At 57.4% G+C, this 22,766-nt stretch carries 20 protein-coding genes; 12 read left to right on the forward strand and 8 right to left on the reverse strand.

Going from position 1 to position 22,766, the window contains the following annotated elements:
- The first annotated feature begins 9 nt into the window (after positions 1-9).
- The 11 genes from RLEG4DRAFT_RS27485 to RLEG4DRAFT_RS27535 all read left to right on the forward strand — a co-directional run bounded on the left by RLEG4DRAFT_RS27485 (position 10) and on the right by RLEG4DRAFT_RS27535 (position 10,179).
- Entirely contained in the window at positions 10-1,161 is a 1,152-nt protein-coding gene (locus tag RLEG4DRAFT_RS27485; protein WP_003581701.1) for a glycosyltransferase, read from the forward strand.
- Positions 1,161-1,667, forward strand: a complete 507-nt coding sequence (locus RLEG4DRAFT_RS27490; RefSeq protein ID WP_003581703.1) for an acyltransferase — start codon at positions 1,161-1,163, stop codon at positions 1,665-1,667. Before RLEG4DRAFT_RS27485 ends, RLEG4DRAFT_RS27490 begins: the two co-directional genes overlap by 1 nt.
- Positions 1,664-2,566, forward strand: a complete 903-nt coding sequence (gene pssM, locus RLEG4DRAFT_RS27495; protein ID WP_003581704.1) for an exopolysaccharide glucosyl ketal-pyruvate-transferase — start codon at positions 1,664-1,666, stop codon at positions 2,564-2,566. Before RLEG4DRAFT_RS27490 ends, pssM begins: the two co-directional genes overlap by 4 nt.
- Positions 2,567-2,717: 151 nt before the next feature.
- Positions 2,718-4,220, forward strand: coding sequence for a lipopolysaccharide biosynthesis protein (locus RLEG4DRAFT_RS27500; RefSeq protein ID WP_003581708.1), 1,503 nt, complete (start codon positions 2,718-2,720; stop codon positions 4,218-4,220).
- Between the two features lie 31 nt (positions 4,221-4,251).
- On the forward strand, positions 4,252-5,283 hold the full coding sequence (locus RLEG4DRAFT_RS27505; protein WP_003581710.1) for a polysaccharide pyruvyl transferase family protein: 1,032 nt from the start codon (positions 4,252-4,254) through the stop codon (positions 5,281-5,283).
- A gap of 12 nt (positions 5,284-5,295) precedes the next feature.
- Positions 5,296-6,117 carry a hypothetical protein gene (locus RLEG4DRAFT_RS27510; RefSeq protein WP_003581711.1) on the forward strand — a complete coding sequence of 274 codons (822 nt, stop codon included), beginning with the start codon at positions 5,296-5,298 and terminating at the stop codon, positions 6,115-6,117.
- Between the two features lie 84 nt (positions 6,118-6,201).
- Complete coding sequence (locus RLEG4DRAFT_RS27515; protein WP_003581713.1) at positions 6,202-7,146, forward strand: glycosyltransferase; 945 nt, start codon at positions 6,202-6,204, stop codon at positions 7,144-7,146.
- Positions 7,147-7,170: 24 nt separating this feature from the next.
- Positions 7,171-8,055, forward strand: coding sequence for a glycosyltransferase family 2 protein (locus RLEG4DRAFT_RS27520; RefSeq protein WP_003581716.1), 885 nt, complete (start codon positions 7,171-7,173; stop codon positions 8,053-8,055).
- On the forward strand, positions 8,052-9,035 hold the full coding sequence (locus RLEG4DRAFT_RS27525) for a glycosyltransferase family A protein (RefSeq protein ID WP_003581718.1): 984 nt from the start codon (positions 8,052-8,054) through the stop codon (positions 9,033-9,035). Before RLEG4DRAFT_RS27520 ends, RLEG4DRAFT_RS27525 begins: the two co-directional genes overlap by 4 nt.
- 212 nt (positions 9,036-9,247) lie before the next feature.
- Positions 9,248-9,706, forward strand: a complete 459-nt coding sequence (locus tag RLEG4DRAFT_RS27530) for a glucuronosyltransferase (RefSeq protein WP_003581720.1) — start codon at positions 9,248-9,250, stop codon at positions 9,704-9,706.
- Positions 9,703-10,179: a glycosyltransferase gene (locus RLEG4DRAFT_RS27535; protein WP_003581722.1), complete on the forward strand. Its 477-nt coding sequence runs from the start codon at positions 9,703-9,705 to the stop codon at positions 10,177-10,179. Before RLEG4DRAFT_RS27530 ends, RLEG4DRAFT_RS27535 begins: the two co-directional genes overlap by 4 nt.
- Positions 10,180-10,211: 32 nt before the next feature.
- On the opposite strand, the gene RLEG4DRAFT_RS27540 is transcribed toward RLEG4DRAFT_RS27535, so the two are convergent.
- The 4 genes from RLEG4DRAFT_RS27540 to RLEG4DRAFT_RS27555 form a co-directional block, all read right to left on the reverse strand.
- The gene (locus RLEG4DRAFT_RS27540) at positions 10,212-10,907 is read right to left on the reverse strand and encodes an SGNH/GDSL hydrolase family protein (RefSeq protein WP_003581724.1); all 696 of its coding nucleotides are present in this window, start codon (positions 10,905-10,907) and stop codon (positions 10,212-10,214) included.
- A 152-nt stretch (positions 10,908-11,059) separates the two neighbouring features.
- Complete coding sequence (locus RLEG4DRAFT_RS27545; protein ID WP_003581725.1) at positions 11,060-12,367, reverse strand: HlyD family type I secretion periplasmic adaptor subunit; 1,308 nt, start codon at positions 12,365-12,367, stop codon at positions 11,060-11,062.
- A gap of 15 nt (positions 12,368-12,382) precedes the next feature.
- On the reverse strand, positions 12,383-14,146 hold the full coding sequence (locus tag RLEG4DRAFT_RS27550; RefSeq protein ID WP_003581726.1) for a type I secretion system permease/ATPase: 1,764 nt from the start codon (positions 14,144-14,146) through the stop codon (positions 12,383-12,385).
- Positions 14,147-14,635: 489 nt separating this feature from the next.
- On the reverse strand, positions 14,636-16,261 hold the full coding sequence (locus RLEG4DRAFT_RS27555) for a right-handed parallel beta-helix repeat-containing protein (RefSeq protein WP_003581727.1): 1,626 nt from the start codon (positions 16,259-16,261) through the stop codon (positions 14,636-14,638).
- Between the two features lie 688 nt (positions 16,262-16,949).
- Between RLEG4DRAFT_RS27555 and RLEG4DRAFT_RS27560 the strand changes: the two genes are divergently transcribed.
- The gene (locus tag RLEG4DRAFT_RS27560) at positions 16,950-17,660 is read left to right on the forward strand and encodes an Ig-like domain-containing protein (RefSeq protein ID WP_003581728.1); all 711 of its coding nucleotides are present in this window, start codon (positions 16,950-16,952) and stop codon (positions 17,658-17,660) included.
- Positions 17,661-17,776: 116 nt separating this feature from the next.
- Here the strand turns inward: RLEG4DRAFT_RS27560 and RLEG4DRAFT_RS27565 are convergent, their stop codons facing one another.
- The 4 genes from RLEG4DRAFT_RS27565 to RLEG4DRAFT_RS27580 all read right to left on the reverse strand — a co-directional run bounded on the left by RLEG4DRAFT_RS27565 (position 17,777) and on the right by RLEG4DRAFT_RS27580 (position 22,747).
- A complete protein-coding gene (locus RLEG4DRAFT_RS27565; protein WP_003581729.1) occupies positions 17,777-18,481 on the reverse strand; it encodes a hypothetical protein in 705 nt (234 codons plus the stop codon).
- Positions 18,481-20,757 carry a polysaccharide biosynthesis tyrosine autokinase gene (locus tag RLEG4DRAFT_RS27570; RefSeq protein ID WP_003581730.1) on the reverse strand — a complete coding sequence of 759 codons (2,277 nt, stop codon included), beginning with the start codon at positions 20,755-20,757 and terminating at the stop codon, positions 18,481-18,483. The genes RLEG4DRAFT_RS27565 and RLEG4DRAFT_RS27570 overlap by 1 nt, the downstream gene beginning before the upstream one ends.
- Before the next feature lie 47 nt (positions 20,758-20,804).
- Entirely contained in the window at positions 20,805-21,452 is a 648-nt protein-coding gene (locus tag RLEG4DRAFT_RS27575) for a hypothetical protein (protein WP_037094274.1), read from the reverse strand.
- Between the two features lie 83 nt (positions 21,453-21,535).
- Positions 21,536-22,747, reverse strand: coding sequence for an SLBB domain-containing protein (locus RLEG4DRAFT_RS27580; protein ID WP_037094275.1), 1,212 nt, complete (start codon positions 22,745-22,747; stop codon positions 21,536-21,538).
- Between the last annotated feature and the right edge of the window lie 19 nt (positions 22,748-22,766).

The raw sequence follows: 22,766 nt of genomic DNA on the forward strand, positions 1-22,766 counted from the left end.
GACAGATTCATGAGAAAAGCCGTTATTTACGTGGAAAAATTTTTGCCTGCCAGCCAGGCATTTGTTCTCAACCAGGCGGTGGCATTTCGTTCTTTCGAAGCTGAAATTCTTGCCGGTTCGCGAATTTCTTCCGCCCACACCAAAAAATCCACTGTTCCGGTTCATGACATCCGTCGGTCTCCCGTTGCCCGGGCCGGTGAGCTGCTTTTGAAAATCCCGCAGATCGGTCTGCCCTTCCTCTTTCCGGCGATCGACAAAGCCGACCTCGTTCACGCCCATTTCGGCAAGAACGGTTATGTCATCGGTCCATTGGCGCGCGCTGCCGGCAAGCCGCTGGTCACGACGTTCCACGGCTTCGACGCCACCTATCGCGGCGATCCGAAAAAGCCGGGCGGCTTCAATCAGGTGCGCTTCTTCGCCAAGGGACGCAGTGAAATGGCCGGCTGGAACAGCTGGAATATTGCCGTTTCCGATTTCATCCGTGACCGGCTGCTGGCGCTCGGCTTTCGCGCCGACCGGGTCTTTCGCCATCATATCGGCATCGATCTCGATCTCTTCAAAATGGAGCCCCGTCCCCGAAAAAAGGGATTGGTGGTTTCAATTGCACGCTTCGTCGACTACAAGGGCCATCGATTCATGATCGACGCGCTGTCCCGCGTGGCGGCGACCGGCACGCCGGTCGAATTCGTCATGGTCGGCCAGGGTCCGTTGAAAGAGGAAATCGAAGCACTGGCGCGTCGTTCCTTGCCAAGCGTCACGATCCATGAAAATCTGTCGCAGACTGAGATAAGGGATCTGCTCGCCAGTGCTGAGCTTTATCTCCACGGCAGCGTGACCCTCGACAATGGTCACGCCGAAGCTTTCGGCCTCGCCAATCTCGAGGCGGAAGCCGTCGGTACTCCGGTCGTCGCATTTCGCTCGGGAGGCGTGGGCGAAGCGATCGAAGAGGGGAAAACTGGTTATCTCGTGGAGGAGCGGGATGTCGCAGGAATGGCGGAAGCGGTCGGAAGACTGCTCAACGACCAGGCTCTGTGGACAGCCTTCAGCGCGCGGGCACCGCTTCTGGTGGCCGAGCGCTTCGACTTACGTCGTCAGACGGGGATGCTCGAGGACTATTACAGTTCCGTGCTAGACGAATTTTCCAGCCGGGGTAGGGCTTGATGGTGCAGACAGGAAAAAAACCGAAGTGGGGACTGAACGTATTTCGGCCGCTGCGGAACGGAATTGTGACGGCCAAATGGCTTTATTATACAAAATTCTGGGGAATGGACATCGATCCGACGGCCAGCTTTTCCTTAAGCGTGCGGTTCGACAAAACCAACCCGAAGGGATTGCATATCGGGGCGGAAACCTATGTCGCCTTTGAGGCGGCGATCCTGACCCACGATCTCACGCGCGGGCTCTACCTTCACACGAGAATCGGCAAACGCTGCTTCATCGGCGCCCGCAGCATCATTCTGCCCGGCGTTGAAATCGGCGACGAATGCGTCATCGGCTCCGGCTCGGTGGTGACCAAGAGCGTTCCGCCGCGCTCGCTTGTGGCGGGCAATCCGGCAAAGGTCATCCGCAGCAACATCGAGATCATTTCACGTTACGGACGCATGGCACGCGAGGACGAGACGATCTCGCAGGTCGTCACGCATTTGCCGACTGGAGAAGCACGATGAAGATGTTTGCCTACCGCGGGAAACACGAGAATTTTGGCGACGAGCTGAACCATTGGCTTTGGGAGCGCCTGCTGCCCGGCTTCTTCGACGAGGACGAAGGGCAGCTCTTTCTCGGCATCGGTTCGATCCTCTACGACAATTTCGATCCGAATATGCAGAAGATCGTCTTCGGCTCAGGTTATGGCGGCTATACCAACCCGCCGAAGGTCGACGGCAACTGGACCTTCTATTTCGTGCGCGGAAAGAAGACCGCCGAAGTCCTCGGCATCGATCCGAGCTACGCCATCGGCGATTCGGGTATTCTGACGCGCAGCTGCTGGGATGCCAAAAGCATCGAGAAGCGCTATCCCGTCTCCTTCATGCCGCACTACGAAAGTGCCATGTACGGCAGTTGGGATAAGGTCTGCGATCTCGCCGGCATCCACTATATTGATCCTCGCTGGTCGGTGGAAAAGGTTCTGACCGAAATCAGCGCGTCGCATAAGGTCGTCTCCGAGGCGATGCATGGCTGCATCATATCAGATGCGTTGCGCGTTCCATGGCGGGCGATCCGCCCGATCGCGCCGGGCAATCGCGCCAAGTGGTATGATTGGGCGAGTGCGCTCGATCTCGAGATCGATTTCGACCCGATCGGCCCATCGAACCTCGTCGAAGCAGGCGCGTCGCTGGTGCGAAAAAACACATATCTGTTGAAGAACATCACGTTCCGTCATCGCCGCATCCGGCAGCTGACCGGCAACTATGTCTTCGGCTCGACGGTCAAGACGCTGCAGCGGGTGGCTGAAAAGCCGGGACAGCTCAGCTCCGACGAGTCGATCGCAAGAGCGCACGAGAAAATGCTGGCCCAGCTGGACCGGCTGAAGCAAGATTTTTCCAAGAAGGCGGTAAGCGCCCTCTAATGCAGCAAACCTGGTTCATGACGAGGCAAGAAGGCATGATGCTTTCCGATGCTACCAACACTCTCTGCTCCAAAAAGGGCAGGAAGCACTCTGGGTGGGCCCGGGGCTCGCTTGTATGGTCGATATCGCAGACCACAGGAGCCGTTCGCCCATGAGCAGTGTTACCGACCGACTGATTCAGGGCAGCATGTGGCTGAGCCTGTCCCGCGCCATCGTCAACGGGCTCTCGGCACTCAGCACCTTCGTGCTCGCCTGGTATCTCGTGCCGGCTGATTTCGGTCTCGTCGCCATTGCAACGACGATCCAGGTCATCCTGAGTTCGGTCACCGAACTCTCGCTCAATCAGGCGCTTATCCGCCATGAATCTCCAAGCGAAACGCACTTCAGCGCTGTCTGGACGTTGAGCGTGACGAGAAGCGCGATATTGGCGCTGCTGTTTGCCGCCGCGTCCTATCCGATCGCCGAGTTCTATAACGAGCCGCGGTTGACGAGCGTCATGCTTGCTCTGAGTTTCAGCCTGCTCCTGAGTGGTCTCGCCAATCCGCGCCGCGTCATGCTGCAGCGCGACCTGATCTTCTGGCAGGAATTCGTCCTGAATGTCTCGCAAAAGCTCGTCGGCTTCATCGTGACGGTGGCTATTGCTGCGATCTACCAGAGCTATTGGGCGCTCGTTATCGGCACGCTCGCCTATCAGGTGACCAACATCATCGTGTCCTACACCGTCTTGCCGTTCTGGCCGCGCATAACCTTCCGCCATGCCCGGGAACTGTTTTCCTTCTCGGTGTGGCTGACGGCCGGACAGATCGTCAACACGCTGAACTGGCGGATCGAGTATCTGCTGATCGGCAAGATGCTCGGCGCCACGCAGCTGGGTCATTATACCGTCGGCAATACGCTTTCGACGCTGCCGACGCGCGAGGCGACGGCGCCGTTGAACCAGACGATTTATCCGGGCTTTTCCAAGGTCCGCAACGACCCGGTCAGGCTCATCGCAGCCTATCAGCGCGCCCAGGCGCTTCTGGCTGCGGTGGCGCTTCCGGCAGGTATCGGCATGGCTGTTGTGGCTGATCCGATGATGCGGCTGGCCTTGGGAGAGAAGTGGGCTCCGGCGATCTTCATCGTCCAGGCACTCGCATCCGTCTTCGCCCTGCAGACGCTCGGTTCGCTCGTCCAGCCGCTGGGCATGGCGAAGGGCCATACCAAGATGCTGTTCATCCGCGACACGCAGATGCTGGTGGTTCGCATTCCCATCATCATCGCCGGCCTGATGATGGCGGGGCTTCCGGGCGTCGTCTATGCGCGCGTGTTGACGGGTCTTATTTCCACTGTCGTCAACATGCTTCTCGTCAAGCGGCTGATCAATCTGCCGTTCCTCCAGCAGCTCGCGGCAAATTTCCGCGCGCTTGCCAGCGTCGCCCTGATGGCCGCCGGCGTCTGGGGATTGTCTCATGTCCTGAACGCCCCCACCGACAAGCCGGCGCTGGCTCTGCACCTCGCCATCCTCGTCGTCACCGGCGGCATTCTCTATATCGGCTCCAGCTTTGTCCTTTGGCTCGCAATGAAGAAGCCAAATGGCCCGGAAACCGAAGTTCAGCGTATCGCCGTCAAGTTCCTGTCAAAAGCCAAGCGTATTGCCGTTCCCAAGTCGGCGTAAAGCTAAAACGAACATTAACAAGTGAGGCAGAATGACCAGCCTATCCAGATCTGAGCTGATCGCAAAACTCAATGGCATGATCCATGATTGCCTGAAGGACTATGTCTCGCGCGACGAGCCGCTCGCCATTCTCGACTTCCCCGACATCCGCAATTGTGGCGACTCGGCGATCTGGCTGGGCGAGATGGCCTATCTCCAGGATCGTTTCGGCAAGCGCCCGGACTATGTTTCCAGACTATACGACTTCTCCGCGGAAGAGCTAAAACGGCGAGTTCCCACAGGCCCGATCTTCATTCACGGCGGCGGCAACTTCGGCGATATTTGGGTTGCCCATCAGGATTTCCGCGAAGCGATCATGGAGCGTTTCCCCGATCGGCAGATCGTCCAGTTCCCGCAGTCGATCCACTACAGTTCGCCTGAGCGCATCGAGCAGTCCAAACGGGCAATCGGGCGCCACAAGAATTTCGTGCTACTCGTGCGCGACGAAGAATCGAAGGAATTTTCCGAGAAACATTTCGACTGCACGGTGCGGTTATGCCCCGATATGGCTTTCGCCATCGGCGCGCTTCCGGAAAGGGCGACGCAAATTCCCGTCCTCGCCATGCTGCGGGAGGATGCGGAACGGGTCGGCGGCACCGATCGCCATATCCCCTCCGACATTCCTGTGGAAGACTGGATCACGGAATCAAAACGGAAGGTGGATATCGCCAAGAAGCTGGGAGTAGCTTCGGCCTATCTCGCATTGAAGCCGAGCGAAGTTGCCCTGCGCAGGCTGGACGCGGCTGCGCACAACCGCTTCGAACGCGGCATCAGCCAGATCTCGCGCGCCCGCGCCATCGTCACCGATCGCCTGCACGTCCATATCTGCTCGGTGCTGCTTGGCCGTCCACATGCCGTGCTGGACAACAGCTACGGAAAGATCCGCCGCTTCATGAATGCGTTCTCCGGCGGCACGGATCTTTCGTACAAGGCAACCTCGCTCGAAGACGGGATCGAGTGGGCGCGTCACCAGGCGGCCAATCGGCGTATCGATAACAAAGAAGCTGTGAGCTTGCGGGCTTAAGGGGGTTATTCGATGCCACTTGTCACCTTCATTATCCCGGTCCGACATCAGGACAATGCCCGCGACTGGAGCAGGCTGAAGGCAAATCTCACCCAGACCGTGGCCTCCATTTCCAATCAGACCAATGGAGATTGGCGCGGGATCATCGTGGCGAACGAAGGCGCCGACCTGCCTGATCTGCCGGAGAAGTTTTCCGCCGTGCGCGTGAATTTTCCGCCGAACGACCTGCATGAACTCGGAAAGGGCAGCAAGGAAGACTTCCTTGACGCCTTCCGGGCAGACAAGGGCCGGCGCGTCTTGAGTGGTATGTTGACCGCCGCCGATAGTCGCTTTTTCATGATTGTCGACGACGATGACTTCGTCAGCTCTCGAATCGTGCAGCACGTATCCGAAAATCGGGACGCGAACGGCTGGACGATCGACCATGGTTATATCTGGGACGATGGCGGCAATTTCCTGTTCGGCCATGATGATTTCAGCCATCTCTGCGGCACTTCGCTGATCATTCGTGCCGATCTCTACGAACTCCCCGGCCGCTTCGAGGATGCTTCGCTCGACTGGATCAAGTCGATGCTGGGCAGCCATGTCCGCATTGCGACCATCCTGTCCCAACGTGGAGCGCCGCTGACGAAACTCCCCTTTCGCGGGGCGGTCTATCGGGTTGCCCATGGCGGATCACACAGTCAGGCACCGAGCCTGCTGCGGCAGTATTTCCTGAACCGCGGCGTGCTCACCAAACCGCGGCGGTGGTTGCGCAACCTTCGCAAGCTGAGGATACTCGGCGAAAATCACAGGCGCGAATTTTTCGGCAAAACACGGTCGAACCCCGCGTAAGGCGCCGATCCCGTTCAACCATCGCACAGGCAGACAAAATATGAGGCTTTTCGCCTTCGACTTCACCAAGAGGGTTAATCACTGATGTCGGATCTATTCGTCAGCGTGCTCTTTTCATCCTACAATGGCGCCAGCCGCCGGCTGCGCCATATGTTGGAATCCTTGGTGCGCCAGGACTTTCCCCATGACCGATGGGAACTGGTCGCTGTCGACAACAACAGCAATGACGACACGTTCGATCTTTTGACGTCGTATAGCGACAAGCTTCCGATCACCATCCTGCAACAGCGCAAGCCGGGAAAGTCAGGGGCGCTGAATTTGGCTCTGGATCGGGTCAAGGGAGATCTCGTCGTCTTTACTGACGACGATATCCGCGCGGAACCGAATTGGCTGAAAGCAATCGTCGATTGCGCCGTCGCCCACCCGGGCTATGGCGTCTTCGGCGGCAGAATCGTCCCCGATTGGGAGAAAGAACCGAAAGGCCTCTTTATCAACTGGATTCCGATGGGATCGACATTTGCGATCGTCGACGAAACGCAAAGCGGGCCGTGTGACCCGACAAAGGTCTGGGGCCCGAACACGATCATTCGGCGAGAGCTGCTTGGAACAAGTGTGCGCTACCGGGAAGATATCGGACCTCTTCCGGGAAAGATGTTTGCCATGGGTGAAGATGCGGAAATCATCATTCGTCTGGCGGCAAATGGCGCCAAATCCTATCGGTGCGCCGAAGCCGTGGTTCATCACTGGATCCCTGCATCAAGCGTCACCGAGGATTGGGTGCAGAAACGCGGCGAGCGGCTTGGTTATGGCATGCCCGCACTCTTTCCCGACGAAGTGCCTGGAGGGGTAAGGCTAAGCGGAGTTCCACTTCCGACCTGGATCGAAAGCGCGCAATGGGGATTGCGGGCAGCCATGCTCTATCTCTTGCCGCAGTCGAAGAAGCGTTTTTGGGCGATCTGGAAATATTACTATATGCGTGGGTATCGCGCCGGAATTCGCCGATACGCGCCTCAGACGCTGGTGCGGTGATCGATTGGCCCAGGAGGCGGTAATTTGAAACTTTCGGTGCTCATCAACAACTTCAACTACGGGCGCTTTTTGCGCCCATGCATCGACAGCGTTCTGTCGCAGGCCTACCCCGACTTTGAAGTGATCGTTGTCGACGATGGCTCGACGGATGATTCCAGAGAGATCCTTGCTTCCTATGGCGAGCAGATCCTCTGCGTGTTGAAGGAAAATGGCGGTCAGGCCTCGAGCTTCAATGCAGGTTTTGCGGCCGCAAGCGGCGATATCCTCTTTCTCCTTGACGCTGACGATGCGTTTCTGCCGGGCAAACTGGCGCGGATTGCCGAGCTCTACGATCGCAACGAGATCGACTGGTGCTTCGATCGCATAACCACCAATGAAGGTGACCAACCTCCTGCGGAACTGCAAGTGACGCTGTTCGACAAGCGGGATACGCTCCGCAAGGGAGGCTTTCCCTCGCTTCCGGTTCCAACATCGGGCCTGAGCTTTCGCCGCAGCCTGCTGTCCCAGATATTGCCGATGACCGTCGCGACAGACGTCGTCCTCAGCGACAATTATATCAAGTTTGCCGCAGCCTTTCTCGGCCGCGGCGCCATCGTCGAAACACCGCTGACCTTCCAGCGCATTCATGCGTCGAACCGCTATACTGGCACAAGCAGGGCAAAGACGCTGCGCCCGCGGATCATGATCGCGACAGGACTGGAACTGGCACGCCGATATGATGGGCTGCAGGCGCTCGGCAAGAGCCTGGTGGCCGGCGGCATTGCCGAGACGACATCGCTGCTGAAGCTCCGGAGCGAAGCGCGCAACACGGTCGCCGGCGGTCCGTTCGGCGATACTGCCGCAACCGAGGTGGCCCTGATGGCGGCGCGCAAGCGTTTGGGAAATATGCTGCGGAGAGGACAGTCATGACCCAGCAGGAAGCTCTCCCGCACGCATCCCTCGGCACTGATCAGGCCGGTGCTGCACCATTGAAGATTGCCGTCGGCGTGCTGACCTATCGGCGCCTGGACGGGATCGCCAAGTTGCTTGACGTCATGACGCGCCAGATCAGGCACCCCGCCCGCCCCTATCATCTCACCATGGTGATCGTGGACAATGATGCGGCCGGCAGCGCAAGGGCCACGGTGGAGGGCTTTGGCCAAACTGGCGCCTACGACCTTATCTACGTCGTCGAGCAAAACCAGGGCATCCCCTTTGCGCGCAACCGCGCACTGGATTCGGCACCTCCCGGCACCGACCTCTTCTGCTTTCTCGACGACGACGAATGGCCGGTCGACGGCTGGTTGGACGCTATGCTCGAGACTCGTGAGAACAAACGCGCCGACTGCGTCTACGGCCCCGTCCAGCCGGTCTATCCCGAAAATCCGCCGCAATATTTCATCAAGGCCCGGGTATTCGAGCGCAAGAAAAACATCGACGGCCAGCGTATCGGTTATGCAGCTTCGAACAACGTCATGTTCGACTATCCGCTGATCCGCTCATGGAATCTTCGTTTTGAAGAGAAGATGCGTTTCACCGGCGGCACGGACTATCTTTTCTTCAATCAGGCCATTCGCCGCGGCATGCAGATCTTCTGGGCTGACAAGGCGCTTGTCTATGACATCGTTCCTGCCAACCGGATGACCTGGAAATGGGTGTTGCAAAGGCAGTACAGACTCGGCAATACCTTCGCAGTCAGCGAGGTTCTGCATGGCAACCTCAAACGGCGGGTCTACCGCGCGGCGTATGGCGCCACGAGAGTTGTGCTTGGACTGGCGATGCTGCCGGCAATCCTGATCTCACCCTACTGGGGCATGCGCGCCCTCACCCATGTTCTGCGCGGCGCCGGCATGGTTAACGGGATTCTCGGACATGCGTACCAGGAATACAAACCCAATGCCGCTCTCTAATATTGTTTCAGGGGAGCTTGTTTCAGACGAGTTTTAACGCATCTTATGTTCCAAACCAAAACATCATCTTTGATTGGCCCGCATGAACTCCAAGGCTTCGACCAACCTTGCCGAAAATGGTACAGTTCAACGGAACGATCGGGACACAACCGCTGTTCGAACAGAACGGTTATTCGCTCTTATCATCGGTCAAATATAGGAGATGCCTGTCTATGACTGAGAAAAAATTAAAGGTTCTCGCTGCCTCGTCAGGCGGCGGCCATTGGGAACAGCTGATGGCCATGCGCGGCGCCTTCGAGGGCTGCGATATCGTTTTTGCAACGACCATCCCCGGCTTGCTTGCCAAATATGATATTCGGGACGGGCTGGTCCTTCCCGATTGCAGCCGCGACTCGATTACAATGTCGATCCGATGCTTTTTCAGCGCCTTCGCCATCGTTATCAAGCAAAGGCCCGACGTCATCATTTCCACAGGTGCTGCGCCCGGGCTTTTTTGCCTGCTTGCCGGCAAATTGACAGGCAAGCGGACGATCTGGATCGACAGCGTCGCCAATGTCGAGAAGCTGTCCCTATCGGGAAAATTGGCTGGCCGCATTGCGACGCTGTGGCTGACGCAATGGCAACATTTGTCGCGGCCTGATGGTCCTCATTATGCAGGAGCTGTGCTTTGATCCTTGTCACCGTCGGAACACAGCTGCCATTCGATCGCCTCGTCAAGGCCGTCGACACCTTCGCAAAGGATTTGACCAGGCCGGTTCTGGCGCAGATCGGTAAGGGCAGCTACACGCCACAGAATATGAAATGGATCAAGAATATCGAGCCTGCGGACTTCGATAGCGTCTTTCGCGATGCGACGGTCATCGTCTCTCATGCGGGGATTGGCACTGTTCTGACCGCGAAGCGTTTTGGAAAACCGATCATTCTCGTTCCCCGGCAGGCGTCCCTTGGCGAGCATCGAAACGATCACCAGCTCGCAACGGTAGGCCAGCTCGCGGGCCGGCCTGGCATCTATGTCGCGCATAGCGACGAGGATCTTAAAAACTATCTTCTCGACGATCTCGACAGCCCGTCTCGCGAGGACCCGTCTGCGGCTGGACGAGCTTCGCTGGTCAACTACCTTAAAGGTTATCTCGCGACAGTCTGAACCCAAGCCCTGTCGGTAAGGCGGGAGACCTTTCATTCTTTGCAATTGCCGCCGGCAATATGTTTGACAAGTTCCGGCACGATGATTTTGGATGCAATGTCAGGCAGGGGATGGGCGCCGTCAGGAATTGCCGCGGCCAGATCCTCCGGCGTCAGACGTTGCCAGTTCGGCCGGTGGTCGACAAACTCCAGACCCCGTTTCTCTGCCTCCGCCTGATGGGCCGAGATGTAGCTGCCGACAAAGGGGCGGATCAGGCCGCGTAGTCCGGAAAACGGATTCATCGCCATGACGATGATCCGCGCTTGCGGCAGGCGCTGCCGAAGCTGGTCGAGGATGTCGCCGATATCCTTTCGGCTTTGCGCAAGCGACACGAACCGCTGTAATGCTGCATCGTTCGCGTAAAGCTCGATCAGAACGATATCCGGCTGCTCGGCCACGACGCGATCAATCTGGGTTAGAGCCCATAGCGACGTCTCGCCACTCTTTGCAACACTCCCGATTTTCACCGGCCTCTGCAGGCAGGCCGCAAGCCCCGTCTCGAGAGCGGGCTGCCACCCTCCTCGGGCCGTCAAGGATGTTCCGAAAGCGACTATTTTCAACGGCAGGGAATTCCCGGCATAACCGCGTTGGGGGGCTGAGAGCATCACCAGACACACCAGAAGCAGAAGCCATCCATAGGCCGATCGTCTCTCAATTGGCACTGCTCGCCAAAGCCGCAAACTTATCATAGAGAAATCATATCTCGGCGGAACCGATAGGTCACGCTTCAGAAATCCGGCTGGAAGGGCAGCCATGCCCTTCTTGACCCAAGCTGCAGCAAGCTTGAGACAATTTCATGACGATGATCGCTCATGCCGGTTGTGACGCGGCTCAGCCGCCATCACTCCTCACGAAATACGTGCTGCATCTGATCGGTCAACGGCTTCGTTAGATAGGAGATAACGTTTCTGTCGGCGATCTTGATGAAGACTTCGGCCGGCATGCCGGGGTAGAGCTTGATCGACTTCAACTTGGCGATGCTCGCAGCCTCGGGCTTGACGCGAACGGGATAATAGCTGATGCCCGTCCGCTCATCCTTGACGATATCGGGCGCGATCGACGTGATCTCGCCGCGCACATCCGGCGTCGTGCGCTGGTCGAAGGCGCTGAAACGCACATCGACGGACTGGCCGACGTGCAGCTGGTCGATATCGCGAGTGGCGACTTTCGCCTGAACCGTAAGATCGTCATTTTCGGGAACGACGAGCATCAGCGTCTCACCCGGATTGATGACACCATTGACCGTATGAATGGAAAGCTCGTGAATGCGCCCACTGAGCGGCGAAGTTATATCGAGACGGCGAAGCTGATCAACCGCCGTTCCTCGGCGCTCTTCATTTTCGGCGATCTTCGCCTCAACATCGGTCAGTTCCTTGGCGATCTCCGAACGACGATCCTCGTCCAGCTGGATCGACTGGCGGTCGATCTCGATCGCCTTGCCTTCGGCCTCCGCCTTTGCGGCGATTTCCTGGCCGCTATTGCCCTGGAGCTCGGCGCGGGCGCGCTTCAGCGAATTCAGCCGTTGAAGCGTGACCAGCCCCTTCTTGTAGAGCGTATCGACGCCTTCGAGCTCCTCTTCGATCAGGCCGAGCGAATCATTGGTCGCGTCGATCTGAACGACCAGTCCCTTGATCTGCTCGCCCAGCTGATCCTTGCGCGACGCCAGCTGGCTTTTCATGCCGATCAGCGCCGATCTGCGGCTGTCGAACAACTTCGTCTCGCCGTCGAGCAGATCCCGCGCCGCGGTGCTGGATGTCAGATCGCTGATGTTTTCAGTAACATTAAATGACTCGGCGTCGATCCGTTCGGCTTTCAGCCGGGCCCGGCGCGCATAAAGCTGAGCGAGCGTGCTCTCGACGATCGAGAGCTGTGCTTTTGTCGTCGTGCCATCGAGCCGTATCAGGACTTGCCCAGCCGTCACATGGTCATTTTCGGAGACCAGTAGTTTCGACACAATGCCGCCAGTCAGGTGCTGGATCTTCTTGACATCGCCGTTGACGACGACCACGCCTTCGCCGATGACGGCGCTCGAAAGCTCCGTCGTTGCCGCCCAACCGCCAATGCCGCAAACGAGAGCGATCGACAATACGCCGACGATGGCGACATGACGATTGAGGGAGCGTTTCGATTCACTGATGACTTTGCTCACAATCTTCCTTCCGGCCTATTCGGCCGCATTGCCGTCAACGACGACTTTTAGCTGAGCCACGCGCTCGGCAATCGATGTACGCGGCGGTTCCGGCCGGCTGACCCGTGCCAGAACTTCCTCCTTCGGGCCGAAGGCGATCATCCGGCCGTCCTGCATCATCAGCACGAAGTCGCAGGCCGCCAGTACGCCGGACCGATGTGCGATGACGACGACGATGCCGCCGCGTGCGCGCACGCTCATGATCGCGGCACTCAGCGCCCGCTCGCCTTCTTCATCGAGATTGGAGTTCGGTTCGTCGAGCACGACGAGGAAGGGTTCGCCGTAAAGCGCTCTCGCAAGCGCGATACGCTGTCTCTGGCCGGCCGAAAGCGCGGCACCCCCGTCGCCGATTTCGGTTTCGTAACCGTTCGGCAGACGAAGAATGAGATCGTGAACCCGCGCCGCCCGCGCCGCGGCAACCACCGCCTCAGGCGACATCTCCTTGGCGAAACGGCAGATATTCTGCGCGACGGTTCCTGAAAACAGTTCCACATCCTGCGGCAGATAACCGATGTGCCGGCCGAGCGCGTCGCCATCCCACTGGTCGAGCGCCGCGCCATCGAGGCGAATGGATCCCCTGACGGTCGGCCAGATACCCATCATCGCCCGTGCCAATGACGACTTGCCAGAAGCGCTGTAGCCGATGACCCCAAGCGCACTCCCTGCCCTCAGCCCGAAGCTGATATCGGAAATGACCAGGCGCTGACCCGCCGGCGGTCCGCTTGCCAGCCCCTCGACCGTAACCTGCTTGGAAGGCGCCGCGAGCGCCAGCGGCGTCGGAATTTCCGGGATGGTTTTCAGAAGATTCGCAAGCCGTGCCCAGCTTTGCTGAGCGGAAACGAAACCGCGCCAATTTCCGATCGCGGCTTCCACCGGCGCCAGAGCGCGGGACGTCAGAATAGAGCCCGCGATGATGATGCCCGAGGAGGCCTGCCCTTGAATGACCAGGATCGCGCCGGTCGCAAGCGTTCCCGATTGCAGGGCAATGCGGAAAATCTTCGACAAGGTCGCATATCCGTTCCCGACATCTGATGCCTGCCGGTTGATGGCCCGGAATTCACTATTCTTGCGGTCCCAGATCTCGGCCATGGTACCCGCCATGCCCATTGCGTGAATGACCTCGGAATTGCGGATCGAGGTCTGCGCAAAGGCATTGCGCATGTTGGCGGCTTCGGATTGCCGTTTTGACACCGTCCGCGTTCCCTGGTTGGTCAGGAACGTCAGGATGGCGAGAACCAGCGATCCACCGATCGCGATATATCCGATCGCCGGATGAAACAGGAAACAGATCACGATGTAGAACGGAAGCCAGGGCAGATCGAACATCGCCGTCGGGCCCATGCCGGACAGGAAGGTTCTGATCTGGTCGAAGTCGCGCAACGGCTGAAGCCCGTCCCCGCCGATCTTGACCTTCAGCGGCGCCTTGATGAGCGCCCGGAACACACGTCCATTCACCATCTCGTCGAGCGCACCGGCAACGCGCACGAGCATTCTGCTCCTGAGAACTTCGAACGCGCCCTGAAAAGCGTAAAGGGTTAACGCAAGTATTGCGAGGGCTGCCAGCGTCGGTATGCTTTTGCTCGGGATGACGCGGTCATATACCTCAAGCATAAAAAATGAACTTGTAAGATAGAGGATATTGATGAGCGCGCTGGCTATGCCAATGAAGACAAGACCTCCCTTGCACTTTCGCAAGGCTTTGGATGGCTCGCTGACGTCAGCCGCTGAACTCTGAAACACCAAGTAATCCCTCTCTTACCACATCGCACGCAGGTATACGCCAGCGCGCATTGCAGTTACAGGCCACATCAAGCCCGATCAATGACATAGTCACATTTGGATCGTCGGCACCAGTGCCGCATCTCCGCTTGCAAGTTCACAACTAATATAAGAATCCCACCGAAAGATGACCGAAAATTGGAAATTTTTAGCGCGCGATTTCAGGGACCCCGACTTAACGCTACGATAAATATACCGGCCTAAGCAAGTGAAAATCCAAAAACCGCCCAATAACGGATCAAAGCACGGGTCGCATCGCGTGCATAGACACGATATTTACTAGGGCGTTAACTATACGTTCAATCTAGTTTGCTCTGCTTGTGACGGCGGAATATTGTCACCCTTTTGCCCGATTTCGACAACCGGCAGTATTCATCAGCGAGCATCGAAATCGAGAAACGTCAGCCGGACGAAGACGGCCGACCGACGCTATCTCGTCTTGGAGTGTTTTCACACCAACAGATGCGAGGCTTGGCTGGAATGGAATGCATCGACATTGATGTATACACCCAGCGAGTCCGTGTCGATGTGCGAAGCGCCGTCAGAAATTTTGTACTGGAAGGATTCGCTGACGTTCCCACTCAGGCCGGCGAGCTTCGCCACGTCCACGGTGTAGGTGTAATCGCCATCGCTCTCGATATGGATGACACCGTATTTCCCCGTGACCGTCAGCCCATGTTTATCCACGGCACTGTCGCCAAAGCGGCGGAGCAGCACGCTGCCATTGGCGGCGCTGTCGTTTTCGAGAAGGTTTCCATGATACGCGCTGCCTGTATCGGCGGAAATCTTCAGGTTGTCATGGACTGCGACAATCTTGGGCGCGGCGACTGTCGGCGTAGACGCTATCGGCGTTTCGGTCACCGGCACTTGAGTGCTTGGCTGCGGCGGCGGCGGTATTTCCGCAGGGTGCTCGACGACCGGCGCGACAGGCGTCTGCTCCTGGCTCGGTGACGTATCGCCACCCGTGCTGCCGGCGGCGGCGTCGATTTCGGCCTGCGCTTGCTCGAATGTCTTGTTGTCGCCAACAAAGAAGGTGTTTTGCGCGGCGATTGCGGCCGGCATCGTCAGCGTCGATACATCGCTGTCGATAATATTATCGTAAAAGGAGCCCGATGCAGGCCGGTCGACCTTCAGCGCCGAGGAAGACAGATCGTCGAAGACGTTGTCATGAACATCGATATTCTCGCGGATATAGACGGGATTGCCGGCAGCGCTGACTAGGACCCCATACACCCCCCCGTGGATATAATTCCCGCTGATGTCGTAGTTCTTGGCGTCGCCCTGATCGCCAAGGCCGATGCCATAAGACCAGCTGTAGCCGCCATATCCCGAAATGTCATTGTCGTGGATGGTTATATTGGTGCCCGCCTGAGCGCTCAACCCGAAGCCGCCGCCGACGAGCGTGTTGCCCTCGACCAGAGCATCGTGAGCTCGGACCAGCACCAGAACCCCTTTGGCGCTGTTGGTTTGCGTTTGCTCCAGATGATTGTCCTTGACGAGAATGTTGCTGCTGTCGTTGAGCTGAATGGCGTCTGCAGCACTTCCCTGGCTGTTGGTGACGGTGTTATTGATCAGGGTGACGCCGTTGACCTTTTCCATCCAGATGCCGTCGGAATGGACACCGGTGAGCGTGCTGTTCTGGATGGTGATGTTCTGGCTGCTTTGGAAGCTGACGGACCCGGGCTTTCCAGCAAGTCCCGTATTCGTTACCTCGACATTCCGTACGACCCAGTTCGACACGTTCCCTGCATATATCGCGTTCGCTCCAGTATCGGCGATCTTGATATTCTCGATAACGATATTCGAGGCCTTGGAACCATGGATGCCGTCATTGCTGCTGTGAATGACCGGCGCGTCGCCAAGACCGTAGCTGCCAATGGTGATCGGAGCTGTGACGCTTCCGGAGTATTTCAAATCGAATTGTTCATTGAACACGCTTCCGGCAGCAAGCAACACGCTGTCACCAGGGTTCAGCCTCAAGGATTCGACGGCGGACAATGTCGCAAAAGCCGAGTTCTCCGTGGTTCCGCCATTATGATCGGATCCTGTCGCTGAATTCACGTAGTAGACGGTCATGCTTTGATCTCCCCAAGGTAATGGAAATCTTCTAAGCGTGGACCTCTCTCCGGCAGCTAAAATGAAACACTAAAATTCTTTCTATCTGCCGATATTCTTCATAGTCGGACGCATTTTCTTGGTCGCCGACGTATTTTCTATGGCGTTAAAGTTGTGTCATACGACAGAAATGTATCTCTACTAGAACATCAATTTGATATCAGTTCATTTTTGTATCAGTCGAATTGCTGTGGTGATTCCACCACAGCGGCGAAGGTTTCTCCCTCTGCGTATCCGACCATGAAGAAGATAGTGATGAACCTAGTATGATGTGCGGTCGCGATGTCCGGGCAACGCGCCAAAATTACCGGAGGCGATTGGTAGCCCAATGTGATTATTTGACAATATGATCTTCATGGAGGTGAATATCTGTATTCCCATTGATGATATCCGAATAAAAACCCTTACCATTTGACGAAATCAACTTAATCGTCCGTACACCCGCGTATTCACTTATTATAATGCACCAATCTCCAAGTGCTTCATCCTCTTAACTCGATTGCATGTGTGCCATTATTGCACACATTACGCCATTAATGTTCAGTCGCCATTAATCTTAGCCTTGACTCCATGTATTAATATATCCTTAATCCCACATGTCGCTAAGGTTAAAATTGGCCAGCGAAGATCAATTCATGGAGAGACAACAATGGCTATTCACGCAACCGACGATACCGCCACATTTCTAGAAACCGACGTCATCTCGGGAAATCTGCTTTCTAACGATACATCCGATAACGGTCACTTGTTCCTGCGTGCCTTCGATCAGCAGAGCGTTGGCGCCAAGCAAGGCAACAGCCAGGTCACCGAAATCCAGGGCGACTACGGCACCTTCTTCGTCAAGCCGGACGGCAGCTACACCTATGTTCTAAGCGACGCTGCCAAGGTCAACTTCACCAATGGTGAGCTGCTTCAGGAGAAGGTCTCCTACAAGATCTCCGACGGTAGCGGTCATACCGACTTTGGCCTGTTCACTCTGAATATTCAGGGCGTAACCCAGGTCAAGCCGATCGCTGTCGACGACCACTACAGCTTCAACGAAGGCAGCGCCATCAGCGGCAACGCTCTGGACAACGACATTCCCGGCGACAATGGGCATCTATTCCTTCGTCAGTTCGCTGGCACGACCGTCAACGGCAACCCGAGCGCTACGACCGACGTCGCCGGCACCTATGGCACGTTCCATGTCAAGGCGGACGGTTCATTCACCTATGATCTGGCAGCAGATATCGCTTCCGGCGATCACGTCACGGAAACGATTCAATATTACAAGATCTCCGACGGCGAAGGTCACACGGATGTCGGCGTGCTGACGCTCAATATCACAGGCACGGATTTTGTTTCGGGCGCCAGCGTCTGACCGTTCACCAGGTAATCAATAAAAGACGCCCGCCGCTCAAGCGGCGGGCGCTGTTACCTATAAAGCCTTGGTTGACGCTCTGACTCTGCAGCTGTTCTGCGTAGAACTACCGACGATTACTTGCTGCAGCGCTGCCGGAATCGCGCTGTCGCTCCGTCCCCAAGCCCTGCCCAGGTTCGATCGAAGATAGGGCGGAGTTGTGGGCCGATCTCTTTAATGCTGGCGTTGACCCTGCAACGGTCGCCAAGTTTCAGCATCGTCACCAGATCGCTGTCGAGCGCAGTCTTTGCCGCTGAAAGCGTTGTGTTGGCAAGATCGTTCCAGAAGTAAAATCGGGTCAGAATCATCGCCTCGTCGTGGGGCGCAAGAGCGACGGACCGGGCCATCATTCCCCCAACAGAAAGCGGCTCTTCCGCAATGACAGATTGGACCGCGGCGAGACGAAGCCAAAAATTGCTGTTCGTCGGCATGCACGATAACGCATGTTGCAGGTGGTGTCGGGCGCTCGATGCCGCTGCAGCCCAGGCGTCGTATTTGACGTTGACGTTCTGCCGATCGAGGTGCGCCAGGACAAGGGTCACACCGGCGGCGACAATGTCGGACCGACAATAATGTCCATCGACAATGTCGATGGTCCGCGCCGCATATTTGGCTGCAATATCATCGCTGACGGTCTCGCCGCGCTCGATCCTTTCAGCGACGATCGAGATACTGGCGGTTCTTATCGAAGCGTACAACTCCCTGCCGGCCAACGCCGCAAAGGCGGCGGTGACGACAAGGAAAACAATCCGTGTGACCGAAATGACCGGACCGCGAAGCATCAGCTTTCAGTGTAGTATCGCGAGTAACGCTTATAATAATACTCACTGGAGCCGAATGTCCGGTAAAGCTTCATCTGCGACGGATCGACCTTGGTCAATATGGCGCCGACGCATTTCGCATAGAGTTCCGGCTCGGACAGCAGCGTCGACTGCACGACCTTGCGCGATGTCTTTCCCCACTCGATAACGAAAACCACCGCATCGAGCTTCGAGTTGATAGCGCGCGCATCCACGACCGGCGCCAAGGGCGGCAGGTCAACGATGATGTAATCGAAGCTTTGGCGCGCCATTTCAAGAAGTTGGTCCATCCCGCGTGATGCAAGCAGCTCCGACGAATGCGGGACGCGATACCTTGCAACCGTCGGCAAAAATGCAAGCTTTGTTTTGGGATCGAGAAGGATCAGATCCTTGAGCGGACGGCCATCGACGATCGCCTCGAGCAAGCCGGCCTCGGCATGACGGCCGATCGCCCGGGTCGCACCAGGATTGCGCATGTCGCCGTCGATCAGCAGGCAACGCGCTCCTTGCATTGCCAGAAGCTTGGCAAAGTTGATGGAGGTTGTCGACTTCCCCTCGCCAGGCAAGCTTGACACCACGCCGATGACCTTGCAGCGCTGATCAGCCGCACTGAGGTCGATCGCAATCTTGGCGCTTCGAAGCGTCTCGGCAAACGCCGAGAGCGGGTGCTCCTCGACATAGGTCGTGGTCTTGCTTCCCCTGGCGATGCTGCGCGGATTGCTGGGATCGACGAGCGTCGGATCATCGACATTATCGTCAACCAGCGGCATCACGCCAAGCGACTCGACATCCAGTACTTCCTTGACGTCGTCACCGGTGCGGAAGAACCGATCCCGGAATTCCCGGAAAGCGCCTATGCCGCTTCCGACCGCACATCCGAGGAACATCGCAAAAGCGACGACAAGGGCTCGCTTCGGAGCACTCGGCTTAGTCGGTGTCTCCGCCATCGTGATGATGCGCGCAGCGGTAATCGGGAAGCTCTGCTGCTGAATGGCTTCCTGGTAGCGCGTCAGGAAACTCTGATAGAGATTTTTGTAAGTATCGCGCGTGCGCTCGAGTTCGCGAACCTGCACCTGCGTTTCGCCAGCTGTCGCGGCAACGCCAGTCGCCTTTGTGACACTGTCACGCAGAGAATTTTCCCGTGACTGCGCGACCTGCAGCTCGCTTTGGTAGCTCTCGGCGATGCGGTTTAGCTCATCGAACATGAGTCTCTTATATTCTTCCATCTCCGCACGAAGGCGAACCGCCTGGACGTGATCGGGACCGAGCCGCGCCTCGATTTCCGTCTCAAGCTTGGAAGCCTCGAGATATTTCTTGCGCAGGTCGTTGGAAATGGAGCTGTCGAGCACATCGGTGACGATCGCATCGGTCTGCTTTGCGTCAATGATCGATTTGACGCGCGCATATTTTGCCTCGGCCTTTGCAGTCTCGGCCTGGGCATTGATCAATTGCGTGTTTATCTCAGTGAGCTGCTGCTCGCTGATCAGCGTACCGGATCCGGCCTCGACAAGCCCATGCTCGCTGCGGAATTTCTGAACCGCAAGGTCGGTGTCCAGCGCCTGCTGCCGAAGCTCTTCGATACGCTCCTGCAGCCATTCGCCGGCCCGGCGTGTCGCCTCGTATTTCGAATTGAGTTTGTCGACCAGATAGACGTCGGCAATGGCCGCGGCGATCTGACGCGCCATATCCGGTGATTGCGAGGTATAACTGACATCGAGAACGTAGGATTTTCCGACACGTTCGACATCGATATTGCCGGCCACAGTTTCCGCAGCCCACCGCCGTTTCATTTCCAGATCGGGCGCGACTGCCGCGTCGTCGGCAAACCATGATTTGAAATTGAACAGAGACTTCAGCGTTGCAACTGAAAACAACGAATTCCGCTGTGCGTTGAACACCGGATCGTCGACCAGTTTCAGTTTATCGACGACGGCATAGGCGATCGTGTCGGACTTCAACAGCTCGACCTGGCTCAGCACAGTTCCTTCGTCATCGTCCATCTGGCCGAAAGCCGCCAGCTGGTTGATCACCTGATTGTCGCTGCGGTCGATCAGCACGCTTGTGTCGGCGGTGTAGACAGGCACCGACGTCAGGACGTACACAACGCCGAGAATGGCGAAGGCGAACGCGCACGCCGCAACCATCCGCCACTGTCGGCGGGCAATCGCGATGAGCTTGTCGAAATCGATGAAGTCAGCTTCGTTTCCGGTATCGCGGGAGGGGTCGATACGCGGCGTAAGTTTATCTGGCGATAGCAATTTCGATCTCCAACAAATCAAGCGCTAAGATCTAAGGGCAATTCCAGCTATTGTATGACCGCGACGCTCGGACTCGTCGACTGCGTCGTGTCGGAGGACAATTGGCCTCGAGATACCCTCAGCTTACCGGCAGTCGTGGCGGCGCCTTCAAACGGCGTACCGTCGTCCGAGCCCGGCCCTGTTCGGCCAATCGACCCATTGTTGCCGATACCGGATGCGGCCGCTGCTGTACTTCCACCCGGGCCGAGCGCCGCGGTTCCCCCTTCGGCGAGGACCTTCGCAAAGGCGGCAAGCAGCGGCGCAAGGTTCGGATCGGCGCTCGCCGCCTCGGCGACAGCCCTTTCGATGGCCAGCTTGGATAGCGGATCTGTTACCTGACAGCTATTTGCGGCGCGCCCGAGGCCGGCACCGATAGCGGCCATCTGTGCGGCATCGGCTTTCTTGGCCTGCTCGATCACCGGCGCAAGCGCCTCACTGCTGCTCCCGACCAACGCGCGGACGCGCGATGACAAAACTAGCGGGTCGGACACATCGAGCAGAGAGGCGGGATTGGTCGTAAATCCACTGATGTCGATGGAAGTCAGACTTGAAAGCCTCACGCAAACTGCCGCAAAAGCGCTCGAACTCATGCCGGCAAACGCTGCCACCGCGATTCCGCTATATGCAAGCCTACGATACACACTCGACCTTGCCATAACTGCGCTTTCTTCTAAAAAAATCCGTGGCGTAGACCGCCGGCCCCGATTGTTTGCAACCGGTACCAGCCTGCCCATCTCAATCAATTGCCGAGATCCTGGACCGCGTTGCGGGTATCCCTCGCGTCGTCCGTTACTCCGGAAACAGTGGACGATACCGAGTTTACGATGTCAAGGAACTTGACCAATTCAACCGAGTCCGAATTGGAAATATAGATAATATCCTTGTCTTCCATCTTGAATTGCTGAACGGCAAACAAGGTTGCCGGATCGCGCATATTCGCGCGGACGATCACCGGAACCGTCTCACCCGCAAATCTCGTCGTGTCGACGTGCATCGCCTGAACCGTCTTCTTCGGGACCAGACGATAGAGCAAGACCTGAGCCGGATCGGCGCGGTCGTCGCGCAGACCGCCCGCCTTGGCGATTGCCTCTCCGAGGGTCAGATTAGACTCTTCGAAATCGAAGCGGCCGCTGACGCCTGCGGCGCCGAGCGTCAGATAGGTGCGGCGCTCATGATCGATCGAAATCGTATCGTCAGGCGCAACATAGATATTTTCCGCCGGGTTCTTCAACAGCGTATTATAGGCGACGGTCGCAGTCTTGCCGCGACGCTGCAGCGTTACATTCGTTTCGATATTGTTGGTCGTCAAACCGCCCGCAGCGGAAATGACATCGAGAACACGCTCACCAGCCGGGCTGATCTCGACACGCTGGGGATTGTTGACATCGCCGAGCACGGCGACCTGACTGGAGCGGCTGGTCGTTGTGGTGATGACCACCTGCGGCTCGATCGCGCGGCTCGCCAGGCGATCCTCGACATCCTGCTCCACAGTCTCTTTGAGGCGACCGGCAGCCGGAACACGACCCGCATATGGAATTGTAATCGTTCCGTTTCTATCGATGGTCTGGCTTGGCAAGGAGATGTAATTGCCAGGTCGACTGCCGGCATCGGACGGAATGAACAGACCGCCGGACTGCGCTTCGAAGATGGCGACTTCAACGACATCACCGAAACCGAGCGGAATTTCGGGCGGCCCGCCGCGACCACCGCCGAACCCCTTGAAGGACGTCGGCTGGGGAGAGGTAAAGTAGGGCAGAACGTTTTTGCTGAGATCAACCAGGGCGTAGTCGATGCCGACACGACGCTCCTTCGTTGTCACTTTCACTGTCGCATCTCGATCAACATCTTTGTGATCGGGACCGGATCTTGGCAACGATGTGCAGCTTGCCAATATAGTCGTTAGCGCTACAACAATGGCGACGCGTGTACTACCGATACGAGAACAACCCATAGAATAACCTGCGTTGACG

The sequence above is a fragment of the Rhizobium leguminosarum bv. trifolii WSM2297 genome (assembly GCF_000271845.1).